Origin of the sequence: Streptomyces sp. CA-278952 (genome assembly GCF_028747205.1) — a bacterium.
Classification (GTDB): Bacteria; Actinomycetota; Actinomycetes; order Streptomycetales; family Streptomycetaceae; genus Streptomyces.
The window spans coordinates 399,110-422,028 of the sequence record NZ_CP112880.1 but is presented as its reverse complement, the minus strand read 5'-3'; the positions used below and the strand labels follow the sequence as shown (position 1 = coordinate 422,028).

Annotated in this window: 20 protein-coding genes; 5 read left to right on the top strand and 15 right to left on the bottom strand. The window is 73.5% G+C overall.

The window, feature by feature from the left end:
* Positions 1–80 precede the first annotated feature (80 nt).
* From N7925_RS01690 to N7925_RS01680, 3 genes are all read right to left on the bottom strand, one after another.
* The gene (locus N7925_RS01690; protein ID WP_274342791.1) at positions 81–2,546 is read right to left on the bottom strand and encodes a SpoIIE family protein phosphatase; all 2,466 of its coding nucleotides are present in this window, start codon (positions 2,544–2,546) and stop codon (positions 81–83) included.
* 230 nt (positions 2,547–2,776) lie between these two features.
* Positions 2,777–4,030, bottom strand: coding sequence for a glycoside hydrolase family 26 protein (locus N7925_RS01685; protein ID WP_274342790.1), 1,254 nt, complete (start codon positions 4,028–4,030; stop codon positions 2,777–2,779).
* 122 nt (positions 4,031–4,152) lie between these two features.
* Positions 4,153–5,442: a cytochrome P450 gene (locus N7925_RS01680; protein WP_274346381.1), complete on the bottom strand. Its 1,290-nt coding sequence runs from the start codon at positions 5,440–5,442 to the stop codon at positions 4,153–4,155.
* 279 nt (positions 5,443–5,721) lie between these two features.
* On the opposite strand from N7925_RS01680, the gene N7925_RS01675 reads away from it, so the two are divergent.
* Positions 5,722–6,207 carry a tyrosinase family oxidase copper chaperone gene (locus N7925_RS01675; protein ID WP_265597698.1) on the top strand — a complete coding sequence of 162 codons (486 nt, stop codon included), beginning with the start codon at positions 5,722–5,724 and terminating at the stop codon, positions 6,205–6,207.
* 19 nt (positions 6,208–6,226) lie between these two features.
* The gene (locus N7925_RS01670) at positions 6,227–7,090 is read left to right on the top strand and encodes a tyrosinase family protein (RefSeq protein ID WP_274342789.1); all 864 of its coding nucleotides are present in this window, start codon (positions 6,227–6,229) and stop codon (positions 7,088–7,090) included.
* A 69-nt stretch (positions 7,091–7,159) separates the two neighbouring features.
* On the opposite strand, the gene N7925_RS01665 is transcribed toward N7925_RS01670, so the two are convergent.
* From N7925_RS01665 to N7925_RS01610, 12 genes are all read right to left on the bottom strand, one after another.
* A complete protein-coding gene (locus N7925_RS01665; protein WP_265597697.1) occupies positions 7,160–7,441 on the bottom strand; it encodes a chaplin in 282 nt (93 codons plus the stop codon).
* 140 nt (positions 7,442–7,581) lie between these two features.
* Positions 7,582–8,730, bottom strand: a complete 1,149-nt coding sequence (locus tag N7925_RS01660) for a GNAT family N-acetyltransferase (protein ID WP_274342788.1) — start codon at positions 8,728–8,730, stop codon at positions 7,582–7,584.
* Entirely contained in the window at positions 8,727–9,401 is a 675-nt protein-coding gene (locus tag N7925_RS01655; RefSeq protein WP_274342787.1) for a lipopolysaccharide biosynthesis protein, read from the bottom strand. Before N7925_RS01655 ends, N7925_RS01660 begins: the two co-directional genes overlap by 4 nt.
* Positions 9,398–10,534 carry a glycosyltransferase gene (locus tag N7925_RS01650; protein ID WP_274342786.1) on the bottom strand — a complete coding sequence of 379 codons (1,137 nt, stop codon included), beginning with the start codon at positions 10,532–10,534 and terminating at the stop codon, positions 9,398–9,400. The genes N7925_RS01655 and N7925_RS01650 overlap by 4 nt, the downstream gene beginning before the upstream one ends.
* Positions 10,531–11,343, bottom strand: coding sequence for a polysaccharide deacetylase family protein (locus tag N7925_RS01645; RefSeq protein ID WP_274342785.1), 813 nt, complete (start codon positions 11,341–11,343; stop codon positions 10,531–10,533). Before N7925_RS01645 ends, N7925_RS01650 begins: the two co-directional genes overlap by 4 nt.
* Complete coding sequence (gene murJ / locus N7925_RS01640) at positions 11,333–13,051, bottom strand: murein biosynthesis integral membrane protein MurJ (RefSeq protein ID WP_274342784.1); 1,719 nt, start codon at positions 13,049–13,051, stop codon at positions 11,333–11,335. Before murJ ends, N7925_RS01645 begins: the two co-directional genes overlap by 11 nt.
* Positions 13,048–14,406, bottom strand: a complete 1,359-nt coding sequence (locus N7925_RS01635; RefSeq protein WP_274342783.1) for an O-antigen ligase family protein — start codon at positions 14,404–14,406, stop codon at positions 13,048–13,050. Before N7925_RS01635 ends, murJ begins: the two co-directional genes overlap by 4 nt.
* A gap of 2 nt (positions 14,407–14,408) precedes the next feature.
* On the bottom strand, positions 14,409–15,893 hold the full coding sequence (locus N7925_RS01630) for a sugar transferase (RefSeq protein ID WP_274342782.1): 1,485 nt from the start codon (positions 15,891–15,893) through the stop codon (positions 14,409–14,411).
* Entirely contained in the window at positions 15,890–17,062 is a 1,173-nt protein-coding gene (locus N7925_RS01625) for a glycosyltransferase (protein WP_443032103.1), read from the bottom strand. The genes N7925_RS01630 and N7925_RS01625 overlap by 4 nt, the downstream gene beginning before the upstream one ends.
* A 317-nt stretch (positions 17,063–17,379) precedes the next feature.
* Entirely contained in the window at positions 17,380–17,970 is a 591-nt protein-coding gene (locus N7925_RS01620; protein ID WP_274342780.1) for a cysteine hydrolase family protein, read from the bottom strand.
* 114 nt (positions 17,971–18,084) lie between these two features.
* Positions 18,085–19,134: a polyprenyl synthetase family protein gene (locus N7925_RS01615; protein WP_265597688.1), complete on the bottom strand. Its 1,050-nt coding sequence runs from the start codon at positions 19,132–19,134 to the stop codon at positions 18,085–18,087.
* Complete coding sequence (locus tag N7925_RS01610; protein WP_265597687.1) at positions 19,131–20,189, bottom strand: tetratricopeptide repeat protein; 1,059 nt, start codon at positions 20,187–20,189, stop codon at positions 19,131–19,133. Before N7925_RS01610 ends, N7925_RS01615 begins: the two co-directional genes overlap by 4 nt.
* A 400-nt stretch (positions 20,190–20,589) precedes the next feature.
* Here N7925_RS01610 and N7925_RS01605 point away from each other — a divergent pair, with 400 nt between their 5' ends.
* From N7925_RS01605 to N7925_RS01595, 3 genes are read left to right on the top strand one after another with little or no spacing between them, the layout of a single operon-like run.
* Positions 20,590–21,267, top strand: coding sequence for an ABC transporter permease (locus tag N7925_RS01605; protein ID WP_274342779.1), 678 nt, complete (start codon positions 20,590–20,592; stop codon positions 21,265–21,267).
* A gap of 25 nt (positions 21,268–21,292) precedes the next feature.
* Positions 21,293–21,964: an ABC transporter permease gene (locus N7925_RS01600; protein WP_274342778.1), complete on the top strand. Its 672-nt coding sequence runs from the start codon at positions 21,293–21,295 to the stop codon at positions 21,962–21,964.
* Complete coding sequence (locus N7925_RS01595) at positions 21,961–22,911, top strand: ABC transporter substrate-binding protein (RefSeq protein ID WP_274342777.1); 951 nt, start codon at positions 21,961–21,963, stop codon at positions 22,909–22,911. The genes N7925_RS01600 and N7925_RS01595 overlap by 4 nt, the downstream gene beginning before the upstream one ends.
* The last annotated feature ends 8 nt before the right edge of the window (positions 22,912–22,919 follow it).

The window sequence follows — 22,919 nt, the reverse complement described above, 5'->3', positions numbered from 1 at the left end:
TCCCCGAGGAGAGCCCTTGAGGGAGACTCCGCAGGGGCGTCCCCGAAGCAGTCAGGGGGCGTCCCCCGGATCGGGTCGGATCAGGGAAGGGGCTGCTCCGCCCAGATGATCTTCCCCCGGGGCGTGTAGCGCGTGCCCCACCGATGGGCGAGCTGAGCGACGAGAAACAGCCCGCGCCCGCCCTCGTCCGTCGTCCTGGCGTGCCGCAGCCGCGGCGAGGTGTTGCTGGCGTCGGACACCTCGCAGGTCAGCGCCGACTGGAACAGCAGCCGCAGCCGCACAGGACCCGCGGCGTACCGGATCGCGTTGGTCACCAGTTCGCTGACGATCAGCTCCGTCGTCATCGACAGCTCCGCGAGCCCCCACGTCTCCAACTGGCGGGAGACCTTGGCCCGGGTCTCGCCGACCGCCGCGGGGTCCACGGGGACGTCCCACGAAACCAGGTGCTCGGGGCTCAGGCGGTGGGTCCGGGCGAGGAGCAGCGCGATGTCGTCCGGCTGCGGGACGGGCAGCAGCTCCTTGACCACCGCCGGACACAGGTCCTCCAGCGGCATTCCGTCCCGGGACACCGCCCGGGCAAGACGGTCCATTCCGCGCTCCAGGTCCCTGTCGGCCCCTTCGATGAGCCCGTCGGTGTAGAGGCCGAGGAGGCTTCCCTCGGGCAGCTCGATCTCCAGGGCCTCGAAGGGCAGCCCGCCGAGTCCCAGGGGCGGCCCGGCGGGCAGGTCCGGGAAGCTGACCGCGTTGCCCGGCGTGACGATCACCGGCGGCGGGTGGCCGGCCCGTGCCATCGTGCAGGAGCCGTTCGCCGGATCGTAGACGGCGTACAGGCAGGTGGCCCCCACCACCGTCGTCCCGCCCCGCTCCTCCGGTCCCCCCGCGCGCTCCTCCTCGCTGAGCCGCAGGACGAGATCGTCCAGGCGTGCCAGCAGCTCGTCCGGGGGAAGATCCATGTCGGCCAGGGTCTGTACGGCGGTGCGCAGCCGGCCCATGGTCGCGGCGGCCCCGATGCCGTGCCCGACGACATCGCCGATGACCAGGCCGACCCGGGCCCCGGACAGCGGGATCACGTCGAACCAGTCGCCGCCCACCCCGTCCTTGGCGTCCGCCGGAAGGTACGACGACGCCACGTCCAGGGCCGTCCCGCCGCGCAGCGTGTGCGGCAGCAGGCTCCGCTGGAGCACCAGTGCCGCGGTGTGCTCCCGGGTGTAGCGGCGGGCGTTGTCCACGCACACGGCGGCGCGCGCCACCAGCTCCCTGGCGGGCGCCACGTCGTCCTCGTCGAACGGCACCGGATTCCGCGACCGCATGAAGGTGGTCAGTCCCAGCACGGTGTCGCGCGCCCGCATCGGCACGGAGATCAACGAGTGCAGCCCGAACTCCCGGAGCCGGGCGGCCCGCGCGGGCTGCTCCACCGTCCACCCGTGGCTGTCCGGGTCGAGCGCCGGGAGCAGGACCGGGTCGCCGTCGAGGAGGAAGTGCGCGTCGTGCGGCGGCGGCACGAAGTCGACCGCTTCCCCGACGCGTACGACCGCCTCCGGGCAGCCCTCCCGCACCGAGCTCAGGCCCGCCCGGCGCATGGCCGGCCGCTCGCCCTCGGCCGGTGCCCGCGCCCCCGGCCGGTCGCCGCCGAACGGGTTCTCCAGCAGGTCGACGAAGACGAAGTCCGCGAACCGGGGCACCGCGAAGTCGGCGAGCTCCTGCGCCGTGCGCTGTACGTCCAGGGTGGAGCCGATGCTCGCTCCGGCCTCGTTCACCAGCGCGAGCAGCCGGCGCGCGTTCCACCGGTCGGTGACGTCGAGGACCATGTAACCGATGCCGATCCGCCGGCCTGCGGCGTCGGCCAGCGGGAAGAACGAGCTCGCGTACGCCCGTCGGCGGTGCGGATCGGCCCAGCTCCAGCCCAGGTACTCGTAGTCCGTGATCGCCTCGCCGGTCGACAGGACCTGCCGCATCAGCCGCTCGATGGGCGTCGCCAGCGCTCCGGGCAGCACCTCGCTCGGCCGGCGCCCCAGACGCTGCTCGCGGGGTACGCCACCGAACCGTTCCAGGGTGTCGTTCAGCCAGAGATAGCGCAGGTCGGGGTCGAGCACCGCCATTCCGACGGGTGACCGGGTCAGGAAGTCGTCCAGCACGGACCCGCGCATGGTCCAGTGCGGGGTGAGCTCCCGCCCGGACACCAGGAAGCCCTCCCGCCCGGCGATCAGGAAGGAGGCGGTGACCCGTACGTCGAGGTCCACCGACCGTCCGTCCCGGGCCCGCAGGGGAACCAGCCCGCTCCACCCCGACCCGGCCCGGCAGCGGGCGGCCACCGCGGCCGTGCGCCGGGCGTCCGGGACACCGGTGAGCAGCTGGGAGGCGGACCGGCCGACCACCTCGGCCGCCGGATACCCGAGCAGCGCCTCGGCGCCCCGGGTCCAGCCGATGACCGTGCCGTCCCCGGCGATCACCGCCGCCGCGCCGTCGGTCGTCCGCGCCGGTCCCCGCCCGTCCCCGGAGGGCAGCGGGCCGGGCTCCGCCGGGGAGCCCTCATCGGCGGATGCCATTGCACCTCACCACCCTCTGTAGGTTTCCATGGTCGCTCGTCGCCCCGGACCGCGCCCGGTGCGGAGTCCGGGCGCGGTCTGTCCCTCGTTCGGCGGCGTGACGGAGCGGGCCGTGTCCGCGTTGGTGGTGGTGACAAGCGGTTGCTTGTCCACCTGCCCCCGCGCTGGACCCGTGTGGGTGGACGGCTCCGGCCCCGACAGGAGGGCCGGAGCCGTTTCCATGTCCGGGATCAGTAGCGGAAGCAGATCTCGCGCTCCCGCAGCCACGGGCCCAGCCAGTCGCCGAACGGGACCGGCGCGCACCACTCGCGGGCGGGCGGCGTCCCGGTCCCCGGATCCGTGGGCGCGGGCGCCACCGGGGACGGCACCACGGACGGCGGGACCGTCGGGGAGGGCGCCGGATCCGTCGGAGCGGCAGGAGGAGTAGGAGCAGGGGTGGGCGTCGGTGTGGGGCTGGGCGCGGGCGCGGCCGGCGCGGCCATCTCGGTCAGCATCGTCCGGAACACCTTCGATGACCGCGGATTGCTCTCGCACTGCCAGACACCGTGCGGGCAGTAGTCCGTGACCGTCTGGTACAGCGGCTTGTGCTGGTCGATCCACTCCAGCATCCGCCGCATGTACGCGGGGTTGTCGCCGTTGCGGAAGAGCCCCCACTCGGGGAACGAGATGGGCTTGCCGTGCTCCGCGGCGAAGTCGACGTGCTTCTGGAGCCCGTACGGGTCGGTGATCTGGTCGTCGAAGGTCTCGCCGGGCGGCTGGTCGTAGGAGTCCATCCCGATGATGTCGACGACGTCGTCGCCCGGGTAGCACTCGGTCCACGGCACCGCGTCCCGTCCCCGGCTCGGTGTGAAGTCGAAGCGGAAGTCCTGACCGGGCACCGCACGCATCGCCGTGACGATCCGTTCCCAGTACGCCTTCCAGGAGGCGGGATCGGGACCGCACCGATGGGTGTACGTGGTGCCGTTCATCTCCCAGCCGAGCACGATCACGGTGTCCGGAACGCCCAGCTCCACCAGCCGCTCCGCGAGCCGGGTGAAGTGCTGGTCGTAGTCTCCGGCCGCGCCCGCCCGGAGCAGGGTGCGGACCTCGTCGTCCGGGACCCGTTCCTCGTTGCGCTCCAGCATCGGCACGTTCAGGACGAACATCCGCTCCGGGTCCGCCTGTCTCCAGTCCGCCCAGGCGTCGAGGAAATCGGGCGCCCCCTCGATGTTCACCCACAGATCGCCCGGCAGGTACGTGTGCCCCACCCGCAGCTCCGCCCCGCCGAGCCAGCGCGACAGCTCGGCCATCCTGCTGACCCCGGCGGGCCCGTAGTCCAGATACGCCCCGTGCGCCGTGGTGCTCGCCGCCCGCGTCGGGCCGGGTGCGGCGCCGTCGACGGAATCGGTGCCCGGCGGCGACTGGCCCGCGATGCCGCCACCCGCCAGGAGGCTGAGAGCAGCCGCCGCGATGCACGAAACGATGAGACGGCGCTTAGCCGGCATTTCTCCTCCTGGCTGCGGTGAATTCCGGCCGGTTCGGCCTGATAGGGAGAGAGTCGCATCATCGTGCACCGAGGGCATGCGCAGGAGTCCATTTATCGTATTCGGCGTTGCGGGCGTGCCGTTCAGGTGAAGATGCGGCCGAACGTGAAAGGCAGCGAGCCGACGCGGTTGTCGAAATTCGAGTCGACCAGTTCCGGATCCCCCAGATTTCGCACGACGGGGCGACGGGCGATCAGTTCCCGGAACAGGGCTGTCATTTCGAGGCGGGCCAGATGCGCTCCCAGGCAGTGGTGCGGGCCCCCGCCGCCGTATCCCAGATGAGGATTGGGCGACCGGGTGATGTCGAAGCGATCCGGATGGGTGAAAACCGCCTCGTCGCGATTGGCCGACGCGTAAATGAGAGCGACTTTCTCCCCCGGGAGAAACGTACGGCCGCCCAGTGCGTATTCCGCGGTGACCGTCCTGCGGAACTGGATGATCGGTGTCGAATGCCGCACGATCTCGTCGACGGCGCCGTCGATGTACCGGTCGAAGTCGGACCGCAGCAACTCCCGCTGCTCCGGATGCCGGTCGAGCAGGAACAGGCCGTGCGCGATGGCGTTGCGGGTCGTCTCCACCCCCGCCACCAGCAGCAGCGAGAAGAAGGCCCCCAGTTGCCGCCCGGACAGCGCCCCGCCGTCGATGTCCGCGCTGACGAGCGCCGAGACGAGGTCGTCCTCGGGGTGACGGCGCCGCTCCCGGGCGAGCCGCCCCATGACGAACTGCATCCGGGCCAGCGACGCCAGCCCACGGCCGGGAATCCGCAGCCGGCCCCGGCCCCGGCGCTCGACGCCGACGTGCTCCGAGGCGTGGTCGATCTGCTCCGCGATCCGCGCCCGGTACGCCTCCGGGACGCCCATCAGGTCGCAGATCACCTCCAGCGGCAGCCGCGAGGCCGCCGACGGCATGAAGTCCCCGGAGCGCTCGGCGATCAGCTCGTCCACCAGCCGCCCGGCGAGCCGGCCGACGTTCTCCTCGACGTCGGCCAGCAGCCGGGGGGTGAACCGCCGCGAGATGACGCGGCGCAGCGCCGCGTGCTCGGGCCCGTCCATGTTGACCATCGAGTTCCCGAACAGCGCCTTCGCCCAGCCGGCCGGCTCCGGGGTGGTGACCCCCGGAGCGCTCGCGAACACCTGGGGCGTGCGGCTCGCGGTCCGCACGTCCGCATGGCGCACCAGGGCGTGGAACGGCTTCCCGGCGGTGCGCGCGGCACCGGCCCGGGGAGTGAACAGGACCGGCGCGTCCAGCTCCCGCAGCAGGGCGAAGGCCCTGAGCCTCACGGGGCGCGGCAGCCGCCAGAAGGCCGGGTCGGCCAGATCGACGTCCTCCGCGGGCCGTACGCGGTCCCCGGACAACTGGTACGGAACGGTCATGCCCATCACCTCCACGGTTCGCCAGGCCATGGTCCGGCTCGTCGCGGCGAGCCGCCTCATCGACGCGGCCCGTCGCTCCCGATGAGCCCGCACCCTCACGCGTTTGACGGAACGAAACCGCCATCTGTGCGCCGTACGCCGCCCGCACGACAACTGTTTCTTCTCCGCCTCGTTGTCAACATCGCCATCAGAAGCACCTCGGACGAGCTAACGAGTCAATGAGGCGTGTCAGAGAGGCGAGTCAGTGAGGCGAGTCAACGAGAGGCAGGCACCCAACTCATGAGCCCCACCCCAGCGCATCCGCGCGGCCCCCGCGTTCCCTCCCGCCGGATCGTCCTGCGCGGAGCCTTCACCGCCGCAGTGGTCACGGGCACCGCGGGCGCCCTGCTCCCGCTGCTCGACCGTGAGAGGGCCGCCGCGGCCCGGCCCGCGCCCCAGGCGCCCGCATCCGGCCCCGGATCCCGCCCCGTACCCACGGCGGACGAGTTCGCCGAGATGTACCGGGGCCGGGAGATCCGGGCGACGGCGACCGCCGTCGTCCCCGCCGGCGCCACGGACGACGACCGGGTCGCGATCGCCGCCGAACCGGGCGCCGAGATCCGCATCGACGGCAGGCCCCTGCACGTCATGAGGCGCGCGGACGGCACATATCTGAGCGACGTCCGGCACTACGAGTCGTACCCGACGCTGCTGGAGACGGCCCGTGCCGCCGTCGACGAGTTGGGCGCCGCCCGACTCGCGCACCCCACCACGCACCGCATGTGAACCAGGAGGACCAGCACCGGTGTACACCCGCAAGAACCAGCGCGACCTCACGCGCACCGAAAAGCGCCGGCTCGTCGACGCGATCCTGAAACTGAAGCGCTCGGGCCGCTACGACGACTTCGTCGTCATGCACCGGGAGTACTACGTCATGGACACCGAGCGGCGGCCGCGCCCGGCGCACATGACGTCCTCGTTCTTCCCCTGGCACCGCCAGTACCTGCTGGAGTTCGAGAAGGCGCTCCGGGGCGTCGACGCGGGCGTCAGCGTCCCGTACTGGGACTGGACCAAGGACGACAAGCCGACCTCGTCGCTCTGGGCGGAGGACTTCCTCGGGGGCAACGGCAGACCGGGCGACCGGGCAGTCACCACCGGAGCCTTCGCCTACGGAGCGGGCAACTGGAGCGTCGGGAGAGGCGTCACCGACGAGCACTACCTCACCCGCAACTTCGGCAGACCCGGCCGCGACCCGGTCTCCCTCCCCACCCAGAACGACGTGGCGCGGGCGCTCAAGGACCCCGTGTACGACACCGAGCCGTGGAACAGCGTCTGCGGCCAGGGCTTCCGCAACCGCGTCGAGGGGTGGGGGATCCGGGGCGTGCGCGGGGTGGGTCTCCACAACCAGGTCCACCAGTGGGTCGGCGGCCCGATGGCGGGCGCGGCCTCCCCCGAGGACCCGGTGTTCTGGCTCCACCACTCCTTCATCGACCTGCTGTGGGACCGGTGGCGCAAGGCCCACCCGAACTCCGCCTACCTGCCGGGCCGCAAGCCCGCCTCGCCGGGCCCGGAACGCGACTACGTCTTCGGCCTCGACGACGCGATGCCCCCCTGGGGCGTGACCCCGAGGAAACTCCTCGACCACGGCAAGCTCTACCGCTACGCCTGAGCCCGGTACGGGCAACGGCCGGTCCCCTCCGCGCGGGAGGGGACCGGCCGTTGTGGAACTAGCGGGGGATCAGCGGCCGTGGCCGTAGCCGCCCTTGTCGTGGTGGCCACCGTCGGCGTTGACGCAGGTGTTGCCGAAGGCCGGGTTCAGCAGGCCGATCACGTTGATCGTGTTGCCGCAGAGGTTCACCGGCACGTGCACGGGGACCTGGACCACGTTGCCCGAACCGACGCCGGGGGAGGCGGCGGCGAGGCCCTGCGCGCCGGCGTCCGCGGACGCCAGGCCGGCGCCGCCGGCGATCAGGGCACCGGTGCCGGCCATGACAGCGGCGACCTTCGTCATACGAGACATACAGAACTCCTTGTAAAGAAGGGGGTGTGCTGCGGACACGAGGCCCGCACCCCCTGACAACGCGGGAGCGGCCGGACGGTAACGGATCAGCTCACAGGTGATGTCTGCGATGCCGCCGTCCGGCGTACGCCCAGCGCGTGTCAGCGCCCGATCACCGGCAGCCCCGTCAGCCTCTCGTGCCAGTCCCGCGCCGCCGGGAACCGGGCCTTCACGGTCTCCACAGCCCGCTCCCGCACGGCCACCTGCGACTCGCGCAGCCGCAGCAGCGGCTCCAGACCCGGCCGCGCCAGCAGCAGCCGCTGGTTGACCACCGGCACCGGCCCCCAGTGGTTCTTGTAGCTCTCCGCCCCGCGCAGCAGGCTCAGCACCGCGCGCCCGCCGTCCGAGGCCTGCTGGGCGACCTCGCGCAGCAGCATCGTCGACACATCGACCTTCCGCTTGCGCAGCGCCGGATCCGCACCGTACAGATAGCCGCCCGTCAGCTGCCCGGACTGCAACGACAGGTTGGACACCACCACCTCGCCGTTCAGCCGGAACTCGGTCATGGCCGCCGTACCGTCCCCCACCATCCGCCCCACCGACCGGATCAGATGGTCCGAGAACCGCGCCCGGAGATGCTCGGGGTTGACCGCCCGGCCCTCCCACTGCCGCTCGTGCAGCCGCAGCAGCGTCCCGATCGCGGCGGGCACCCCGTCCCGCGGGATCCGGTGCGCCTCGACACCCAGGGCGTCGACCTTGCGCAGCTTGGAGCGCAGTCGCTGGCCCCGCGAGCCCGTGAGCCGCGCCACGGCGTCGCCCAGCGGTTCGGCCGGCAGTTCCATGCACGTCGAGTCGGTGAGCCGGCTCCGGGCCCCGGCCCACCGCCCGAACAGCAACTGCGCCGACGCGTCGGGCCTGACCTCCCGCAGGTCCACCACGGAGTGCCGGGCCGCCCGGTCGAGACCGCGCCCCAGCGCCCCCACGGCGTAACCGGCCTCCTCCTCGTCCAGAAGAATGTCGAAGAAGTCGGAGATCGCCCCGCCCATCGGGACGAGCAGCGGCATCGGACGGTGCACCAGCATCAGCGGCGCCGCCCCGATCAGCCGCCCCGCCCGGCGGACCAGCAGCACCCGCAACCGGCCTTCCTGACCGTAGGAGATCCACCACGAGTGCAGCCAGGCGTGGCTCTGGAACGGGGTCGCGGTGGCGCAGCGGCGGTGCAGCGCGTCCCACTCCCCGGCGAGCGCGCCGAACTCCCCGAAGTCCCGGCACAGGGTCACGACGAGGCCGCCCGCCCGGTGCCCCGTCATCGGACGAGCTCCCGGTCGTCCTGGGCGACGTGGCCGCCCCCGGCCGTCGGCGCGGGAACCTGCGCCGGGACGGTCCGGCCCGTCCGGCGCGGCCGGACCAACAGCACGAGGCCGCCCAGCAGCCCGCCCGTCGCGGCCCCCACGGCGGCGCCCAGCGGCACGGACGGCGAGACCGGCTGGTCCGGCGTCATCGCATGGGTGAATTTGATCAGCCTCACCCCGGTGTCCTCGGAGACATGGCCGCTGCTCACGATGACGGCCTCGATGACCGCGTTGGCGATGTCGGCCGCCTTGTGCCGGTCCTCGGACGTGCCCGTCACCGCGATCATCGGCGAGTCGGGAGAGGTCTCCGAACGGACGTGGGACCGCAGTTCGCGCACCGGCTCGCCGGCCGCACCCTGGGCGTACGAGAGCGTCGCGTCGCTCGTCGTCAGCCGCCCGTACGACTGGGCGTACCCCAGGGCCGCCGAGGGGTCCGTCTCCCCCTCGGCGACCGCCATCGCATAGCTGGTGGCCTCGTACCGGTCAGCGGCGAGCCCACTGTACGAGAGCCCGGACGCGGTGCCGATCAGTACGGAGACGGGCAGCGGCCACCAGTGCGGCAGCCGGGCGAGGGCGGTGCGCAGCCGACGGACGACGACCTGTCGACGCTGCTCGGGTGAGTCGGTCATGAAAGGGCTCTCCGGTTCGGTGGGGCGGTGTCGAGGGCGTACGCGTACACGTCCATCAGGCGCTCGCTGCTGCGCCTGATGCCGTAATGGCCGACGGCCCGGGGCGGCGGCTGCCGGCCCGCTCCGGCCTGTATCCGCTGCCGCAGCCGGGCCGTCAGCTCCTCGGGGCTCCCGGCGATCCGGGTGGCCGCGGGGGCGTGGGCGGCGGGCAGGTCGTCGATGGCCGGGCAGGCGTCGTGGAGCACGGGCAGTCCGGCGGCGAGCGCCTCCACGGCGGCGAGTCCGAAGGACTCCTCGCGGGACGTGGAGACGAAGGCGTCCAGGGCGCTCAGCAGCGCCGGAACACCCGGGACCGGGCCGTCCCCGCGCTCGTCGCACTCCCCGAGGAACCGGATGCGGTCCACGGCCCCGAGGCGCAGGGCCAGGGCCCGCAGCGCCCCGGCCTCCGGACCGTCCCCGGCCAGCAGCAAACGGGCCTCCGGCAGGGCGGCGACCGCGTGGATCAGCACGTCGAACCGCTTGCCGGGCACCAGCCGTCCGACCCCGCCGACGACGAACGCCTCATCGGGGAGGCCCAGTTCCGCCCGTACGGATGCCCGACGCCCCGCGTCGAAGCGGAACCGGTCCGCGTCGATGCCGTTCGGCACCAGCCGGATGCGGTCGGCCGGCACGCCCCAGTCCCGCAGCCGGCCGGCCACGGTGGAGGAGACGGCGACGGTCGCCGCCCCGAGGCGTTCGGTCGCGAGGTAGAGGGCGCGGATGGAGCGGGTGAGCGGGCGGCCCTCGATCTCGGCACGCCCCAGGGAGTGCTCGGTCGCGACGGTGGCCCGGGTCCCGGCGAGCCGGGCCGCGATCCTGCCGTACACACAGGCCCGGTACAGATGCGTGTGGACCACGTCGTAGCGGCCGTCCCGGATCAGCCGGGCCAGCCCCCCGATGGCGATGAGGTCCCGGTTGCCGCGCATCCCGAGGTGGGTCACCCGGATGCCGTCGGACCGCAGCTCCTCGGCCACCGCCCCCGGGTTGGTGAGCGTCACGACATCGCACTCCACCGGCAGATGCCGCAGCAGCAGCCGCAACTGCCGCTCGGCGCCGCCGACCCCGAGCCCGGTGATGACGTGCAGCGCCCTCACCGCGGGCCGCCCGTCCGCACCGGCCCGGCGGCCCGGGCGCCCGCACCGGGCACCGCCACCTGCCGCAGCCCGTGCCGCAGGTCCTTCGCCCACAGGCGTACCCCCCGGTCCGCCTGGCTGATGTGGGTGCGGGGCAGCGCGAACCGGCCGAGCAGCGGGCCGGGAGCCAGCGCGCACGCGTAGCCGTAGCCCGCCGAGCGCGCGGCCTCGGTGACCCGGCGGTCGAGGATGCCGTACGGGTAGCAGAAGCCCTCCGGGAGCGACCCGGTGAGATCGCCGATCAGCTCCCGGCTGCGGGCGGTCTCCCGGCGCAGCTCCTCGTCCGGAAGGGCCGTCAGGTCCTGGTGGTACAGACCGTGCGAGCCGACCTCCATGCCCGCGGCGGCGACCCGCCGGACGTCGTCGTGGGTGAGCAGCGGCTTGCGCGGGCCGAGCGGATCCCACTCGTTGACGCCGCCCGGCCGGCCCGGCAGGACGAAGACCGTCGCCCGGAAACCGTGCCTGCGGAGCACCGGCAGCGCCTCGTCGAGGAAGTCCGCGTACCCGTCGTCGAAGGTCAGCCCGACCAGGCCGCGCCGCCCCGCGTCCCCCGCGCGCAGCAGCTCGGACACCCCCACCCCCGTCAGCCGCCGGCTGCGCAGCCAGGACAGCTGCTCGTCGAGGCGGTCGGGGGAGACGGTGATGCCGTACGGATCGTCGCTCGGATCCGTCACCGAGTGGTACGTGAGGATCCACGGCCGGCGGCGGGTGTGCGGGCGGAGCCGGGACGAGGGAGCGTCGGCGCAATGTGCCGAGGATTCAGCGGCCATCAAGGAACCTCCGTCGGGTGAGTGCCAGCAGGGAGACGACCTCGGGCGAGCGCAGGGCGAGCCCGGACAGGAAGAACACGGCGGGGACGAGAAGACACCCGGCGGCCAGACTCAGCACCGGAGCGGGGACGAGAGGGGCGCAGGCCCAGCCGGCCACGCCCGCCGCGAGCGACGCGCCGGCGAGCCGGCCCAGCGAGAGGGCCACGGTCCGCGTCCGGATCGGCACCACCCGGGTGCCGAGGCCCATGAGGAGCAGCAGCGCCGCCGTGCTGATCCCGATCGCGTTGGCGGTCGCGATGCCGTCCACGCCGAAGCGGTACGTCAGGGCGTACCCGGCTCCCATCGTGACCAGCAGCCCGGTGCCCATGGCGAAGGCCGGGAACCAGGTGGGCCGCCCGGACGAGAAGAACGGCCGGCTCAGCGCGCCGACCAGACAGTGGCCGAGCAGCCCCAGCGCGTACACCCGCATCACCTGGGCGGTGGACGCGGTGTCGGCGGCGTCGAACGCGCCGCGCTGGAAGAGCACCTCGATGATCTGGGGCGCGTAGCCGAGGACGACCGCCGTGCCGAGCAGCACCACCATCCCGGCGAGCGCCAGGTCCCGCTCGACGCGCAGCCGGGCCTTCTCCCGGTCCCCCGCGGCCATGGCCTGCGCGACCACCGGGAAAGTCACCGTGCAGATCATCAGCGACAGCACCATCGGCAGCTGCGCGACCTTCTGCGCGTAGTTCAGATGCGAGATCGCGCCCGCCGGCAGGGTGGAGGCCAGGAACCGCTCCACCAGCACCTGGGACTGACGGCTCACCACGAACAGGACCACCGGGGCCAGCACCGCGAAGCCCAGCAGCGGAGCGGTCCGCGCCGCACGCCGACCCCGCCGGAATTTCGGCAGCCGGGGCCGCGCGAGCGGTACCAGCCGCAGGAACACGGGCAGTTGGGTCAGGATCATCAGCACACTGCCGACCGCGACCCCCACCGCCGCCGCCCGTACGCCCCACGTCGCGTGCAGGGCCAGCGTCATACCGATGATGCCGAGGTTGTACGCGACATAGACGCCGGCGGGCGGCAGGAAGCTGCGGTGCGCGCGCAGCGCGGCGCTGAAGTAGCCGGTGATCCCGAAGGTGAGGACGGTGACCGCGGTCAGCCGCGTGCAGTCCACGGCGAGCCGTGGATCGGCGAGGCCCGGGGCCAGCACGCCCACGACCCACGGGGCGCCCGCGATCAGCAGCGCCGCGCCGCCGGAGAGGAGGAGGAACAGCCGGGGGAGCGTGGTCGCCACCAGATCCCGTACGGGGTCCGATCCGGAGGCTTCCCCGGCCGCCGCCCGCCGGGTCAGGGCGAGGCTGAACGCGGGGACCAGGAGGAGCGCCATCCCGTCCTCGATCAAGAGCGTCGCCGCCATCTCGGGCACGGTCCAGGCGATGAGGAAGGCGTCGCTCGCGTCGCTCGCCCCGAAGTACCGGGCGATGGCCTGGTCCCGCACCAGACCGAGGACGGCCCCCACCACGGTCAGCACCGCCGTGGCCGCCGCCGCACGGGCGAGGAAGGAGCCCAGCCGGGGCGCCTCGCCGCCGGCCGTCCCGGGCGCGACGCCGGGGGAGAGGGGCCCTTCGGGTCCTCCTCCCGGGGCCGGGAGCAGCGGCGGGGCCGGCGCGCCCGCCGGACGCGCCTCGGCCTCCGTCTCCGCCCCGGTGCCGGTCTCGCTCATGCGGCGCTCACCCGGTCCGGCCCCGCCAGCGCCCACCAGGCGGCCAGCCCCAGCACGACCCCGCTCAGCACCGTGGTGGGCCCGCCGATGTCCGCGTACAGGAAGTTGACGCACTGCCAGGTCATCAGGGCCACCGCCGCCAGCCCGCAGTCCAGGGCCGCGTGTCCGCGCGAGCGGGCGACGTACAGCCTGCGGACCGCGCCGGCCAGGATCGCCGCCCAACTGCCGACGAGCGCGGTCAGACCGATGAGGCCCTGCTCGCCGAGGACGAGGAGATACATGTTGTGCGGGGAGAGGAGCGCCTGCCGGCGGAACTCCTGGCCCGCCCCGGCCGTGTCGCTGCCGGAGGAGAGCCCGATGGAGGCGTGTCCGTCACGGTGTGCGGGGAAGCCCTTGAGGCCGACCCCGGCGGCCGGCCGCTCCCGCCACATCGCGCCCGCCGCGCTCCACATCGCGTAGCGGTCGCTGACCGACCGGTCCGGGGTGCTGGTCACCCGGGTCACGCTGGCGGCCCGGTCCGCGATCATCTCCGAGCCGACGCCGAACCCGCCGACCAGCACCACGCCGGCCGCACCCAGCACGGCCAGCGACGTCCAGGCCTGCCGCCACCCGGTCAGCGTCAGGGCGACGAGGGCCGCGACGCCCGTGGCGATCCACACGCCCCGGCTGAAAGACAGCGTCAGGGGCACGATCAGCGCGACGGCGAGGACGGCGGCGCAGGGCCGCAGCCAGGCCGGGGCGCTCCGCGGTGTACGCAGGGCGCAGGCCGCGGCGGCGAGCAGACCGTAGGCGACGACGGTCGCCATCCCCATGATGTCGCTGGGCCCGAACGTGCCGACCGCCCGGATGTCCTCGCCCATGTAGGAGGCGCCGGTCCCGGTGACGTACTGATGGACGCCCGTGACGCCCTGGACGACCGCCAGGAGGACGAGCGAGCCGGCGACGATCCGGAACCCGTGGGCGTCCCGGAGCAGCAGGTACACGGCGATCGGCACGAGGACGAAGACCTGGAGATGGCGGACCAGCCCCGGCAGGGCCGCCGCCGGGTCCGCCGCGGTGACCGTGGCCACCGCGAAGCCCACGGCGGGCAGGCTCAGGACCAGGGCGGCGGTGGCGCTCAACGGACGCTGGCGCAGAAACAGCAGCCGCCCCACGCACACCAGCACCGCGAGGCCGGACGCCACGTCGGCCGGGCCGCCCCCGCCGGAGGTCCCGGAGGGCAGGACGGGCAGCATGACGGTCGCGACCAGCGGCAGCAGCGGCCAACGGCTCCGCCAGCCACCCCACGGGGGGCGGGTGGCGGCGCGGGGCCCGGCGCTCGTCGACGGGGCGGGCGGGGTCAGTACGGCGGCCATGATCAGCTGCCTCCGAACCGGAACAGGGAACCCGCGGTCCGGGCGAGCACGCACGCGTCCTGCCACAGCGACCAGGTCTCGATGTAGCGATTGTCGAAGCGGGCCCGCTCCTCGATCGAGGTGTCGCCGCGCAACCCGTTCACCTGGGCCAGACCCGTGATGCCCACGGGCATCCGATGGCGGGCCTGGTAACCGGGATGGGCACGGCTGAACTGCGCCACGAAGAAAGGGCGTTCGGGGCGCGGGCCGACCATGCTCATATCGCCCCGCAGGACGTTCCACAGCTGCGGCAACTCGTCGAGGGAGGTCCGGCGCAGCACGCGGCCGACGCGGCTCATCCGCCCGTCGGACGCGACGTTCCAGCGGGTGGCGGACTCCTGGACGTCGGCGGGCCGCAGCGTACGGAACTTCAGCAGGACGAAGGGGCGTCCGTGCCGGCCGACGCGTTCCTGACGGAAGATCACGCCCGGCCCGTCGGAGAGCCGCACAGCCAGGGCACAGGCCGCCATCACCGGGGCGGCCAGCACCAGTCCGACCGCGGCCAGGGCGGCGTCCATCGCCCGCTTCGCCCCGTGGCCGAGAGGGCGGTTCGTCCCGTCGGTCAGCGGCTGGACGGTGAATCCCCACAGATGATCGGGGCGGCCTTCCGCCGGGGGCCCCGCGACGGCGCCGGGACCGGTGACCAGCCACACCCGGCAGCCGTGACCGGTGAGCAGAGTGAAGAGGGCGGCGCCGTCCGGGGTGGACTCGGGCGGGGCCGTGTACACCGCGTGCCGCACGCTGTTCTGGACGACGGCCCGCCCCACCTCCTGGGGCGAGGCCAGGACCGGCAGCGGCACGGAGTCGGAACCCGTCGGCTGCTTCCCGTCCCCGGACGCCGGGGACGCGACCAGACCGACCGGCCGCAGCCCGTAGGCGGGGTGGTCGTGCAGGGCGGCCGTCACCTGACGGGCCGGTGGCCCCTGGCCCACGACCAGCGTGGAGAGCGGGCGGCGGACGGCGGCCCGCCGCCGCGCCCGGTACACCGCCGCGCGCCCCGCGCAGGTCAGCGCGGTCTGCGTGGCCGCCCCGTACGCCAGCACCGTCCAGCCGATCGACTGCTGCGGGGCCCAGGCGGCCAGCACCTCCATCGTCACGTACCACTGGAGGAGGGTGAGGCCGAGGAGGGCGGGGAGTTCGGAGAGGACCGAGGGGGACAGGCGCATCCCGTACAGGCCACGTTGGGCGAAGAGCAGCACCTGGGCCGCCGCCTGGACGGTCACCAGCAGCCAGGGCCACGGGACCGGGACGACCAGGGCGAACGTCACGGCCGGGGCCAGGGCGTCCGTGCACAGGAGCGGCGCGAGACGGCCGTACCGGACGGTCCGGCGCTCGCCGGGCTGTGCCTGCGCACCGCCGCCGCCGCTTCTTCGCGGGGGATGGACCGTGTGAGCCTGCACGGCTGTTGCCTGACCAGCGCCGGGTACCGGTGCACTCTCCATCGTCATCGCTCGGTGCGCTTCCTCGTGGGGCCGGACATGCCGACCAGTTCCTGGTAGAGACCGGCTACCGCCCCCGCGGTCCGTCGGACGTCGAAGGACGCCCGGGTGTGGCGCAGGGCCCGGCGGGACAGCGCATCGCGCAGCCCCGGGTCGGCGAGCAGGGCGGTCAGCGCCGCGGCGAGTGCCGCCGGATCCTCCGGGGGCACCAGACAGTGGTCCTCGTGGCCGGGCGGCAGGCTCTCCCGCGCCCCGTTCACGTCGGTCATCACGACGGGGCGCCCGCAGGCCATGGCCTCCAGCGGGGCGAGCGCCATGCCCTCCCAGCGGGAGGGCAGCACGAGGACGTCCGCCGCGTGGATCCACGGCCGCACGTCCTCGCAGGCTCCGGTGAACAGCACGTCCGGCGGGGCCGACGCCTCCAGTCCGTCCCGGTCGGGCCCGTCCCCCACCAGCACCAGACGGGCCCCGCCCACCGGCATCCGGCGCCAGGCCCGCAGCAGTACGTCCTGCCCCTTCTGCCGGGTCAGCCGGCCGACGCAGACGACCAGCGGCGCGTCCGCGCCGGCGCCGTCCAGCAAGGGCAGCGAGGCGCGGGCCTCCGCCCGGTCGCTGCTTCCGCCGGGACGGAAACGGTCGAGGTCGATGCCGTTGTGGATGACCGACCAGCGGGCGGCGATGCCCGCCTCCTGCCCGGTGCGGCGTTCGGACTCGCTGACGCACAGGATGTGATCGGCCCAGCGCGCGCCGAACCGCTCCCAGCCGAGCGCGAGTTCCGCGGTGCGCCCGCCGACCGCCTCGAACGACCAGGCGTGCGGCTGGAACACGGTGGGGATCCGGCCGCGTACCGCGATCCGGCCGGCCAGTCCCGCCTTGGCGCTGTGGGCGTGCACCACGTGCGGGCGGCTCACCCGGACGATCCGGCGCACGGCGGCCACCTCACCGGCCAGCCGGGGCCCGGGGGCACGGGTGACGGACCAGCCGTGGACCTCGGCGCCCGCGGCCGCCGCCCCGATGGCGAGCGGGCTCCCGGGCGGGCAGGCCACCACCGGGCGCAGCCCGGACCCGGCCTGGGCCCTGACGAGATCGGTGACGACCCGGGCCACGCCGCCGTCCACGGGCTGAACCAGATGAAGGACCGTCAATTGGCTTTCTTCAGTACGACGCATGTGCAGCACGACGGCTCTCTTCGCTCAATCCGGTAAGTAAAGCCGAAGTGCACTTTGGCAGAGTTGTGGCGAAATCGTGCGCGTGACTCGCTCATACGATCACAGCGGGATGACGCGTGAAGGAGGGCCGTTCGGGTGGTTGCGCAGCAGATCGGCGCATGCCCGCAGCCCTTTCACGGACAGTCGGTGAAAGGGCTTGCCGAGAGTCCCCGTACGGAATGGCGGAGGTGTCCGAACGCATCGCGCCGCTTATATCTTCAGCCTTTTTCCGGCATGCCGTACTGGGCCGATCGCCCCACCGGATGGCGGCACCATCTATCGGCCGACTAGGCCGTTCTCGTGGTGGCGGACGGAGTGGCGAAAGAGACGGTCACGGCGCGCGCCACGATGTCCACTTCGTCACCCAGGGCCCATTCCGCGACCCGTGACGCCATCGCCGCCGGCACCACGTCACTGATGTCCGGGGCGGCCGGAATGTCGTACGTGGCGTGGGCGTCATGGGGCAGGACCACCCGGTAGCCCAGCTCCAGGGCCCGGCGCGCGGTGGCCAGTACGCACATCTCCGACATCACCCCGCACACGGCGAGCGCTCGGACACCCGCTGCCTCCAGCTCGGCCTCCAGCGACGTCTCCTCGAAACCGTCGTCCTCGCTCTTGCGGATCACCATCTCGGCCGGCCCCGTGCGCACGGGCAGGTGCAGCTCCCACCCCGGGGTCCCCGGCTCGTCGGGCTGCCCGACCGGGCCGTCGTTCTGCAGGTGGACGACGAGCGCCCCGGCCTCACGGGCCCGCCCGATCAGATCCGTCACCCGGTCCAGCAGCCGGGGCGCGTCGGGCACGGCCGCGTCCCCCGCGACGAACGCCGACTGGACGTCGACGACGAGCAACGCCGTGACGGGAGCGGGGAAGGCGGTCATGCCGGGGGAGTCCTCACGTCGTCGCGGCGGGTGCGTGGGCGAAGACACGCCCGGGCCCATCCTGCCGTACGGGGGGCCGTGGCCGCCCGGCGATTTCCGGCGGGCGGCCACGGGTCAGCCGGTGCGGTCCACGAGGTACGGGATCAGCGTGAGCAGGTCCCCGCGCGCGCCCTCGGCCAGCGGCACCCGGTCCAGGCAGGCGCGGGCCGCGGCCAGGTGCTCATGTGCCTCGGTGACCGCGGCCCGGCGCCCGCCGGCCTCGTCGATCAGTTCGGCCGCATGGCGCGCCGTCGGGTCGTCGAGCGGCCCGGCGGAGGTGAGCAGCGCGTCGAGACGCCGGGCCGCCGGGTGGTCGGCGGACAGGGCCGCGAGCACCGGGTACGTCTTCTTGAGCCGCCGCAAGTCGCTGTGCACCGGCTTGCCGGTCACCTGCGGATCGCCCCAGATCCCGAGCAGGTCGTCCACCGCCTGGAACGCCACCCCCACATGCCGACCCGCCAGGTCCAGCGCCTCGACGGTGCTCGCCGGGGCGCCGGCCAGCACCGCGCCCAGGGCGGCGGCGCAACCGAGCAGGGAGCCCGTCTTGTGGGTGGCCATCGACCGGTACTCGTGCGGCAGGACCGCCCCGGGCCCGGCCCACGGCCGGGACTCGAAGAGCAGGTCCTGCGCCTGACCGTGCACCAGATCGCCCAGCGCGCTCGCCAGTCGCCGGACCGCCGCCGCACCGCCGGGGCCCGGAGCCTCCGCCAGCGTGGAGACGGCCAGCGCGAACAGCGCGTCCCCCGCGAGGACCGCCGGGCCCGTGCCGTACGCCTTCCACAGCGTCGGCCGGCGACGACGGGTCTCGTCGCCGTCCATGATGTCGTCGTGGATCAGGGAGAAGGTGTGGATCAGCTCGACGGCCACCGCGCCGAGCACCGCGTCCGCCCCGCTGCCACCCGCGGCCTCCGCGCCGAGCACCGCGAGCGCCTGGCGGACCCCCTTGCCCTGCGAACCGGGCGCCGGCTCGCCGCCGGTCCCGCTCCAGCCCAGCGAGAAGGCCGCCGTCTCCGCGTGCCAGGGGTGTAGCCGTCCCACCGACTCCACCAGGGCCGGGCGCACGAGCTCGCGGCAGCGGTCCAGTATCTGCGTCGCGCTCGCCCGGCCGGTCGTGGAGAGCGTCATCGGCGGCCGTCCCTCTCGCCCGCGGAGGCCGGTTCCACGCCGAGTTCGGCGTATGCCTTCTCGACCATCTCCTGGGCGTTGAGCAGCCCGATCCGGCTCAGCCTGCCGCGCAGTTCGTCCAGCTCGGCGGCGGTGGCTTCGCGGTCCCGGCCGAGCCTGGCCCGCGCCTTGACCAGGCCGAGGGAGGCCAGTGCCTCGCCCCTTGGCTCGTCCATCGCACGGAACTCCCCGAGCGCCTGCTCGTAGACCTCGCGCGCCTCCTCGTACCGCCCGGCGCGGAACAGCACGTTGGCCCGCATCTTGTGGTTGTACGCCAGGGCGCTGGAGAGGTTCATCTCGCGGCAGGTCACCTCGGCCTCGGAGAGCAGGTCGAGTGCGTGCCCGGTCGCCCCGTCGCGGAGGGAGACGATGTCGGCGATGCCGCGCAGGGCCCAGGCCCGGCCGCGCCGGTCGTCCGCGTCGCCCGCCAGGACGGCCGCCTCCTCGAACATCTCCAACGCGGTGGCCAGCGAACCGGTGTTGCGGTGGATCTGCGCGATGCCCTCCAGCGCCCAGACGGTGTGCCGGGCCTCGCCCCGGACGCGGGCCTCGGCCAGCAGCTGTTCGTGCAGCGTCGCGACGGTCGCGTAGTCGCCCTGGATCCGTCCGGTCTCGGCGAGGCCGGCCAGCGAATAGCCCCGGGCGACCACGTCCCCGCCCTGCTTCCCCAGCTCCGCGGCGAGGCCGAGCAGTCTGAACGCGAGGCGCAGCGAACCGCGTTGGCGTGCCAGCGTGCCCCCGCTCCACAACGCCCACGCCATCGCCCCGGTGTTCCCGGCCGTGCGCGCGGCCCGGTAGCTGGCCTTCCAGGCCCGGTCGGCCTCGGCGACCTGCCCGAGCCTGCGGTGCGCCTCGGCCACGGCCAGGCCCGAACGTGCCACCTCCTCCTGCGATCCGGAGAGCTCGGCCTGCCTCAGGTGGCGAACTCCCTCGGCCAGTACGTCGGTGAGCGAGGCGTTCACCGACATCTTGGTGAGCGCTCCCTGGTACTCGGGCGCCAGTGCCTTGGTCTGCATGGGGGCCTTCCGCGCGGTGCCGGGCCCACATCGTGCTGACTATACGCTCCATGTATACGCGGAGGGTATAGTGCGGCGGTCGTGCAGGCCCGGATCTTGTGGGGGTCGTACGCCGCACGTCACACGCGGCGCACCGTCCTGTCATGGATCAAGACGGCGGCCGGGCGAGGAGGGTTGCTCGGGAAGCCCAGGCCATTCCGCGTTCCCGCCGAGAGCCGCCTCCTACGTGCTCCAGCGCGTCGAAGGCGCGCCCGGCCCCCGCGGGGTCGACGCCCTCTACAGCTCCAGGCCCACGAACGAGCGGCCAGGGCGCAACCAGGCAGGGTTGAGCAGTCGCTCAAACCCCTCGAACGGCGGCCCCCGACGCGCGACGTGACCGCTGCCGCGCTCGAATGGACGGGTGACGGTGCCCCCGGACGACTGCCTCGCCCGTAACGAGTGGATCTGCGGGGCCTACCTCTCCAGCCGCCGCGAGATCCTGATGGACGCGATGCTGCAACACCTCCAGCTGACGGCCGCCTCGGTGGCCATCGCGCTCCTGCTCGCCGTCCCCCTGGCGGTGGCCGCCCGCCGGTGGCGCCTGGCGGCCGGCCCGGTGCTCGGGCTGACGACGATCCTCTACACGATCCCGTCGCTCGCGATGTTCTCGCTGCTGCTGCCGCTGTACGGACTCTCCGCCGCGCTGGTGATCGCGGGGCTCGTCCTCTACTCCCTGACGCTGCTCGTCCGCAACATCCTGGCCGGGCTCCGGGCCGTCCCCGAGGAGACCCGGCAGGCCGCACGCGGCATGGGCTACGGGCCGCTGCGCCTGCTCATCGCCGTGGAGCTCCCGCTGGCCCTGCCCGCCGCGATGGCCGGGCTGCGCATCGCCACCGTCTCCGCGGTCTCCCTGGTCACCATCGGGGCGATCGTCGGCCACGGGGGACTCGGCAACCTCATCTACTCCGGCATGAACACCTACTTCAGGGCCCAGGTGCTCACCGCCTCCGTCCTGTGCGTCGTCATCGCCGTCGCCGCCGACCTGCTGCTCCTGGGGGCGGCACGGCTGCTGACCCCCTGGACCCGGAGGCGGGCGTGAACACACCGAGCAGGGGGGTGCGGAGGTGAACACCCTCTCCGACACGTGGTCCTGGCTCACCGCCGCCGCCCACTGGTCCGGCCCCGACGGCGTCTGGAACCGGCTCGGCGAACACCTCTACCTGACCGTCGTCTGTCTGCTCATCAGCTGCCTGATCGCGCTCCCCGTCGCCCTCGTCCTGGGCCACCTCGGCAAGGGCGGCGCGCTCGCCGTCAACCTCTCCAACGTCGGCCGGGCCGTGCCCACCTTCGCCGTACTGGTCCTGCTGCTGCTCACCCCCCTCGGGACGCACGGGCAGTGGTCGACGGTCATCGCGCTCGTGCTCTTCGCCGTGCCGCCGCTCCTCACCAACGCCTACGTCGGGATGCGCGAGGTCGACCAGGACGTCGTCCGGGCCGCCCGGGGCATGGGCATGACCGGCCGCCAGCTGCTGCTGGGTGTGGAGCTGCCGCTCGCCCTCCCGCTGATCCTCACCGGCGTGCGGATCGCCGCCGTCCAGCTGGTGGCCACCGCCACCATCGCGGCGCTGGCCGGCGGCGGGGGACTGGGCCGCATCATCACCGCGGGCTTCAACCTCGCCTCCACCCCGCAGGTGGTGGCCGGGGCGATCCTGGTGGCCGCCTTCGCCCTCCTCGTCGAGAGCCTCTTCGAGGCGGGGCAGCGTCTCGCCCCCCGGCGCGACCGGGAGGCCGCGTGAGCCGCGCCCGCCGCGCCCTGGCCGCGCTGGTCCTCCTCGCCTCCACCGCCTGCACCGCCGGCCCGGCGCTGGAGAGCCAGGGCGAGGTCACCGCACCGCCCGGCGACAGCAAGCACCTCACCGTCGGATCGGCCGGCTTCACCGAGAGCGACCTACTGGCCCAGCTGTACGCGCTGCTCCTGGAGCACGCCGGGTACTCCGCCGACATCATCTCCGTGACCAATCGCGAGATCTACGAACCGGCCCTGGAGAACGGCCAGATCGACGTGGTGGCGGAGTACGCGGCGACTTTCGCCGACTGGCTGAACGCCAAGGCCAACGGGGCCGACGCGCCCCCGGTCGGATCGCCCGACCTCGCCACCACCATGAAGGAGCTGCGCTCGCTCGCCGCCCCGCGCGGACTCACCGTGCTCGACCCCGGCCGGGCCGTCGACCAGAACGCCTTCGCCGTCACCGCCGCGTACGCGAAGGAACACGGACTGAAGACCCTCAGCGACGTGGGCGCCGCGAAGCTGCCCGTACGGCTGGCGGCGGGCGACGAATGCGTCCAGCGGCCCTACTGCGCCCCCGGCCTGCGCAGGACCTACGGCATCGACGTCGTCGCCGTCGACCCGAAGGGCGTCGGCACCACGCAGGCCAAGCAGGCGGTGCAGAGCGGCCAGGACCAGATGGTCCTGACCACCACGACCGACGCCACCCTGGACCAGTTCGGTCTCGTCCTGCTGGAGGACGACAAGAACCTCCAGAACGCCGACTACGTCGTCCCCGTTGTCAACCGCGCACGCGCCGGGAGCACCGGGGTGCGCGACGCCCTCGACCGGCTCAACACCGTGCTGACCACCGCCGACCTGGCCTCGATGAACGAGCAGGTCGACAGTTGGCGCAGGTTGCCCGAGGACGTCGCGCGCACCTACCTGGAGTCGAGGAAGCTCCTCCCGCAGGACTGAACCGCCCG